Origin of the sequence: Microvirga sp. KLBC 81, from assembly GCF_003075415.1 — a bacterium.
In the GTDB taxonomy this organism is placed as follows: Bacteria; Pseudomonadota; Alphaproteobacteria; order Rhizobiales; family Beijerinckiaceae; genus Microvirga.
Map to the genome: position 1 here is coordinate 1 of NZ_QDAH01000154.1, position 6,214 is coordinate 6,214.

Sequence of the window (6,214 nt, forward strand, 5' to 3'; positions counted from 1 at the left end):
TCCATCTGGCCTTCACCACGCTTGGATGTGCTCTCATTTGCTTCAACCAATGCAAACGGTTTTGTTAGGCGCTCTTAATCATTAAGGGCGTTTGGCGTGACTGGAGCATGGGCGCGCTTTTTGGCGGATTCCGACCAAGTCGGCCAATTGTTCCGATGCGATATTGGCTATGCACTCCGATTCCAAGCTGGCCATGTTTCCGATCTGAAACCGCCAGTCGGCCAACAGCTGCTCCAGGTTACGATTGATTAACCGTACGAAGCCAAAGGCCACGCGCGGGCTCAATTGCGTCACAAGCTGGACCCAATGCGACGCTGATGTGAGCACACAACGCTCTTGGAATTTCAGCTAACGATCCGGAGTAAGCTCATGAGCTATGGAAGAAGCCGCGCAGAGTGGCAGTTTGGCACAATAGGCATGGGCCTCCTGGCTACGACAGTCGTCGGGTGGGGTTTGTTGGCATACTCCGTCCTGTCTACGGGATCTGAGGAGCACACTTTTGAGAGTGAGATGTCGCAACTTCGGCAGCAGATTGAGACCGTCACTGCAGAGCGCGATCAACTGGCGAAGGGAAACGAACGGAGGATTTTGGCAGGCCAGGATCTGAACACGATGCTGAAGCGGATCGAAGCGGCAACTGAAGAACTCCAGCAACTGGATTCTTTGCGGGCGAGCGTTAGTCAAGCGATTGAGCAAGGGCGCCTTCAGCTTACGGGACCGTCAGATCGATCTACAGCGATGACGGAAGGCCCCGAGGTCAGCACGACATCATCAGTTCGTCTTTCCAAGCTGGAGATACGCGCGGCGCAGGAAGCGCTCGTTGACTTCGGGTATGGAAAGCTCAAAGCTGACGGGGCATTAGGCCCCGCGACCCGCAAAGCGGTTGAGGCCTTTGAACGGGCTAAAGGTCTTCCTGTCACGGGCAGGCTCGGAACTGCGACCCTTCAAGCTTTGAGAACCCACACTGCCTCGGTGACTCAATAGCCCCTCTGCGAGTTTCCTTATTCCGCGTACTATCGACAGGGGACACGCGGCAGACTTCACTTAATGAAAGTAGGCTCGAAGCCCTTATCGCACTTTCGATAAGTCCCGGATATCGCGTGCAGTCTGCCCCTCTAGCAGGCTGTTGAAGAAGTCTGTGGCGGCGCAGGCTGGCCTGTGATTCATTCGAGACGGGTAGCCGGAGGGAATGAATGCGCGGGCGGGACGAGCGGACCGGAGAACTGTTCTCCTATGTTGATCTGGAGACGCGGGTTCGGCCGGATCATCCGCTGCGGGCGATCCGCAAGATCGCCAACGAGGCGCTGGTCTCTCTCCAGCACGAGTTTGCGGCCCTGTACGCGCCGCGCATGGGCCGTCCGTCGATTGCGCCCGAGACGCTGCTGCGGGCCATGCTGCTCCAGGCCTTCTACTCCATCCGCTCCGAGCGCCAGCTGATGGAGCGGCTCGAATACGATCTGCTGTTTCGCTGGTTTGTTGGGCTCGGCATTGATGACGCAGCCTGGGATCACTCGACCTTCTCCAAGAACCGCGACCGGCTCCTGGATGGGGACATCGCGGCCCGGTTCCTGGCGGCCGTGCTGGCTCAGCCCAAGGTGAAGAGGCTGCTCTCGACCGAGCACTTCTCGGTCGACGGAACTCTGATCGAGGCTTGGGCCTCGATAAAGAGCTTCAAGCCCAAGGATAGCCCGGGCGATCCGCCGGCCGACGGCGGGCGCAATGCCGAGGCCAATTTCCGGGGCGAGAAGCACTCGAACCAGACCCATACCTCGACCACCGATCCGGACGCGCGGCTCTACCGCAAGGGAGCGGGCAAGGAGGCGAAACTGTGCTTCCTTGGACACGCGCTGATGGAAAACCGCTCTGGTCTGGTGGTCGGCGCCTGTCTGACCCGCGCCGATGGCCATGCTGAGCGCATGGCGGCTCTTGCTTTGATCGAACCCTACGCGGATCGTCCCCGAGCGATCACGCTGGGGGCCGACAAGGCCTTTGACACGCAGGACTTCGTCCATGAGCTGCGGTCGATGAAGGTCACGCCGCACGTGGCGCAGAACACGAGCGGGCGGCGTTCGGCCATTGATGGCCGCACCACCCGGCATGCCGGCTACGCTGTCAGTCAGCGTATCCGCAAGCGGATCGAGGAGGCGTTCGGCTGGATCAAAACCGTCGCCGGCCAGGCCAAGACCCGCTTCCGGGGCGTAGAGCGGGTAGAACTGGCCTTCACGTTCGCGGCCGCCGCCTACAATCTGGTGCGCCTGCCCAAGCTCCTGGCGGGGTGCGCATGAGCGTCCTCGGCAAATGGCGCATCACGAAGATGCCGGACTATGTCGAGGACTATCCCGACATGGTTGAGCTCGCCTACATTCTCTTCGAGGCGGGCGGCTCGGGAGAGTTCGCCTTCGGATGTGTTACCGGCCAGATCTTCGGTGGCGGCCATACAGATGCCGTCGCGTTCTCGTGCGAAGGTAACGACGAGATGGATGAGGCGAGCGGCGACGGCTGGGCTGAACTCCAGCCCAACGGCGCTCTCAAGGGCGCAATCTGCTTCCACGGCGGCGATGAAGCAAACTTCATCGCCCGTCGATGGAATTCTTCAACAGCCTGCTAGTGCGGTGACGAGTTCTGGAGAGGCGAGGGTGATTGAGAATACATAGCTAAGCTATGTTGTCAGCGCAGCCCTTTCATGAGGCATGCTGCATTGCAAAGAGGCGCGATGCCGCCGATATCAGCAGTGGCTGATTTCAACGCGGCACCGCCTTCTTCCTCCCGGCGCTGCCGTATCGGCCGTTCCCTCTGGAAGGTTTTGACTGATTTGTCGGACCTTAACTTTGCCGGGCTTCGCGCCCGGCTTTTTCTTGTCTGCCGATACAGGCGTTTGATGCGTCTTAGCGAAAAGCCGGTCGTAAAGCTTTTCGACTTTAGGCGTGGGATTTGCTGACGTGTGAGATAGAGACCTACCTACCGAGGAAGCGGCCTTAGCGCTCGCAATGCGCAGCACCCATCTTCAAAATGATTTCTGATGACTACCGACGTTTGCAGCAGCGGGCCTGGGGACTGTCAGGAATTTCGTGCGCGAGGCCATAATGATGGAGAGGAAAGGACCATCGTATGGCTATCGAGAAAGAACTTCTGGACCAGTTGCTTGCCGGGCGTGACCCGAACGAGGTGTTTGCGAAGGACGGTTTGCTGGACGATCTGAAGAAGGCGTTTTCAGAGCGGATTTTGAACGCCGAGCTGGACGAACACCTGGAGGGCGAGCGCAGCGAAGGCAGTGCCAATCGCCGCAACGGCCATTCCCGGAAGTCAGTTCTGACCGGCAGATCGAAGATGACGCTGACGATCCCCCGGACCGCGCGGGCACCTTCGACCCGAAGCTGATTGCCAAATACCAGAGGCGCTTCCCGGACTTCGACGACAAGATCGTGTCGATGTACGCGCGCGCGGCATGACGGTGCTCTAGTGGCCGTCACGAAGGGTTTGCCTCGGACATCAGCGCGTCACGTTGGCCTTTGCTGTATGTCGGAACGAAGACGCGCTTGCGGTGCCAATCGCACCAGCTTGAGCCCTCCCGTGTCGGGGCTCCGCAGCACACAGCGCTCCGGAGCTCATCCGAGACGATGTAGCGGCACTGCCGTGATCCGAGCTTGAGCATCTTGGCACGATGGCGTGGATCGGGCTCTTCGGCGTCAGACATTTTCATTACGTGCGAGTTGGTTTCTAAGACAATTATTGGGCGCAGTTCCCCAGCAATCAACGGGGTAACCAGGGTGTGTCGTCTCACTTGCGGGCGGCCATGAGATCGTGAGTGAGGACGGTGAGCTTACCGATCAGCGATGCCATATCGCCAGGATCGCACGACCACTGGGTTCCGATCGCTGAGCCATCGGCGGACACGGACACCACAGCAAGCGAGCGCAGCTTGCCCTCGCGGGCGAGCCGCAGATGCTCCTGCAGGAGATCGATCATGGAAGCCGTGTTCTCGTTAATGGGCGGAGCCGCGACCGGCTGGAGTTTCGTTACCGATCCACGTTGAGTTGCGTGCGCATCGCTCATGGTGCACCCCTCACTATGATAAGTCCTGTGTTGTTGCAGCCTTGCGATCGGCTGAGGATGCGGCACTAGACATGAACTGAGTGTCAACACTAGGCCAGTACCGCAGAAACATCGCCCGTGTCGTATTTTGACAACAGGGTACCAGTAAGCTTGGCTGATATTCCTGCACTCGGCTGAAGTCAGAATTTTTTCCTTCAAAGATTCTGCGAGATCTGAAGGCTTTAGTACACGTCCTCTATGTTTGCCGCGCTCCGGTTTCGGGCCGCGACAGCATTCAGCGCTTTATGACCACAGCACGCACCCAATCCCATCCACGTCTCGCCTCTAACCCTCCCTTTACCTGTCGCGCCTAAACCATTGGGGATCCTTAACCGCGCTTAACACGCGGCATCCAGGTGCCCAGAGATCATGCGACCGACCTCGAAACCTCCGTTTTGTCCGCCGCGCCGCCCTCTTGCGCCTGATCGTCAGGGCAATAGCGCCACCAATCTCTCCTGGACCACGCCCTGGGCGGCCGCAGGCCTGCCGGAACCGGGTTGGTGGAAGGCATTCGTGGTCGATCGGAACCTCGTTTTGACCCGCACCCCCCAATCATCCGGGCCGAAAATCACAACAAGAACCAGAACCGAAAGAAACTCATTTGAACCGCACCCGATCGATTTCCGAGCGCCGCCCTTCGGTTTCCTCAAAACGTCCAGCATCACCCTCGGTTGAGCAGCTTCTGTCGACGCCGCAGCCCCAACCTGCTCCTGTTGTACATAGTCAGCTCGCCCAGATCGAAACGGAGTTCGGAAGCGAGCCAGAGGAAAGCACCGAGCCGAGCCTGGTTCCTGAAACAGAGACCACAACGGCTGCAGAGGCTGTCGAAATAAGGCCTTCAACAGAAGCTCTTCAACCGGTCGAGACAGACGTGACAGCATCCCTACGCGAGAAAGTCATGATCTCTGAAGGAGAGCCTCAGCGTTTTCAGAACGCTTCTTGGGTTGCGCCGGTAACAGCAACCTTTGCGTGGCAGGCAAGTCCCGTCTCCGTCCGGCCGTTCATGTTGGGCGACACCTTCGCACCGATCATGTCGAATACCATGACTGATAATGAGACCGACACGGGTCCTGTAATGGAGGCAGTCGGTAGCATTGAGGATATTGAGGATGCCGAGTTCTTCGAGCCGCAAGAGTTCTCCCCCGAGGCAGAGAATGAGCCAGCTACAGGGGTCGACATCAAGGAGGCTGATCTCGACCTGGGATATCTGGCTCTCTATGCGGATGAGCTTCGCTTGGTCGCCAAACCTGACACCAAACCTGCGTCCGCTGTTGGCGAAGTCCTGAGCGCACCTGCCCCCGTCGATGCTGAAGAGGTTAGACCAAGGGCCGCCATTGCAACTGAGGGCGCCCAAACTCCTGATCTGATCGTTAGTGTCCCGGCACCTGAGGATGACCAGAACGGGGACATGGGGCTGCCGTCTTGCATAGACAATTCAATTGAGGCCTCGATTACGGACACGGAGGTCCTCTCAAATTCGAGTGACTCGGATCTGAGCCGCATCATCGAGACGGACACCACCGAAATTGACGATGAGGCCCATCCGGAGACACCCAATGAACTGGGTGTCGCACATAATTCGGAATCCGAGGCTCGTCTTCCCTCGGCAGAAATCATTGTGCTTCCCAGGCCTGTGGCACATCGGGAGATTATCCCTGCCTATGAGCTCCCTCTTGTCGACTACTTGGCTGAGGCCCCCGAGCGGGAAGGGGAGATCCTGACTGAGGACATTCTCGAAGAGGCAGCAGGCCGGCTGGAGAAGGTCATCCGTGACTTCGGCGTCAGGGGCGAGGTGATCCATGTCCACCCGGGCCCGGTCGTTACCCTTTACGAGTTCGAGCCTGCTCCCGGCATCAAGTCCTCACGCGTGATCGCGCTGACCGAGGATATCGCCCGCTCCATGAGCGCGGTCTCTGCTCGTGTCGCTGTCATCCCCGGCCGTAATGCCAATGGCGTCGAGCTGCCGAACGAGGCTCGCGAGACCGTTTACCTGCGCGAGATCCTGGAATCCGAGGCGTTCACAGGCTCGACACAAAAAATGCCTTTGTGCCTCGGCAAGACCATCGGCGGCGAGCCGGTGATCGCCGATCTCGCCCGCATGCCGCACCTTTTGGTGGCCGGC

Annotated in this window: 6 protein-coding genes and 1 pseudogene; 5 read left to right on the forward strand and 2 right to left on the reverse strand. The window is 59.1% G+C overall.

The features are described from left to right. Window positions 1-510 precede the first annotated feature (510 nt). The 4 genes and pseudogenes from DC522_RS32060 to DC522_RS32075 all read left to right on the forward strand — a co-directional run. Window positions 511-984: a peptidoglycan-binding protein gene (locus DC522_RS32060; protein ID WP_245444725.1), complete on the forward strand. Its 474-nt coding sequence runs from the start codon at window positions 511-513 to the stop codon at window positions 982-984. 209 nt (window positions 985-1,193) lie between these two features. Next, entirely contained in the window at window positions 1,194-2,285 is a 1,092-nt protein-coding gene (locus DC522_RS32065) for an IS5 family transposase (protein ID WP_116532496.1), read from the forward strand. Then, a complete protein-coding gene (locus DC522_RS32070; RefSeq protein ID WP_116532497.1) occupies window positions 2,282-2,608 on the forward strand; it encodes a hypothetical protein in 327 nt (108 codons plus the stop codon). Before DC522_RS32065 ends, DC522_RS32070 begins: the two co-directional genes overlap by 4 nt. A 500-nt stretch (window positions 2,609-3,108) precedes the next feature. Continuing rightward, window positions 3,109-3,440 (forward strand): annotated as a pseudogene (locus DC522_RS32075) (transposase); the annotation flags it as partial. Between the two features lie 26 nt (window positions 3,441-3,466). On the opposite strand, the gene DC522_RS37680 reads toward DC522_RS32075, so the two are convergent. Together DC522_RS37680 and DC522_RS32085 are read right to left on the reverse strand one after the other, a co-directional pair. Continuing rightward, window positions 3,467-3,781: a GcrA family cell cycle regulator gene (locus DC522_RS37680; protein ID WP_371681041.1), complete on the reverse strand. Its 315-nt coding sequence runs from the start codon at window positions 3,779-3,781 to the stop codon at window positions 3,467-3,469. Further along, the gene (locus tag DC522_RS32085; RefSeq protein ID WP_116532499.1) at window positions 3,778-4,053 is read right to left on the reverse strand and encodes a hypothetical protein; all 276 of its coding nucleotides are present in this window, start codon (window positions 4,051-4,053) and stop codon (window positions 3,778-3,780) included. Before DC522_RS32085 ends, DC522_RS37680 begins: the two co-directional genes overlap by 4 nt. 937 nt (window positions 4,054-4,990) lie before the next feature. On the opposite strand from DC522_RS32085, the gene DC522_RS35255 reads away from it, so the two are divergent. Further along, window positions 4,991-6,214 (forward strand): DNA translocase FtsK (locus DC522_RS35255; RefSeq protein WP_305777720.1); only part of this gene is annotated, 1,224 nt, incomplete at its 3' end.

Coding starts and splice junctions, on each gene's coding strand:
- DC522_RS32060 (WP_245444725.1), top strand. CDS start 511: ATGTCGCAACTTCGGCAGCAGATTGAGACCGTCACTGCAGAGCGCGAT.
- DC522_RS32065 (WP_116532496.1), top strand. CDS start 1,194: ATGCGCGGGCGGGACGAGCGGACCGGAGAACTGTTCTCCTATGTTGAT.
- DC522_RS32070 (WP_116532497.1), top strand. CDS start 2,282: ATGAGCGTCCTCGGCAAATGGCGCATCACGAAGATGCCGGACTATGTC.
- DC522_RS32085 (WP_116532499.1), bottom strand. CDS start 4,053: ATGAGCGATGCGCACGCAACTCAACGTGGATCGGTAACGAAACTCCAG.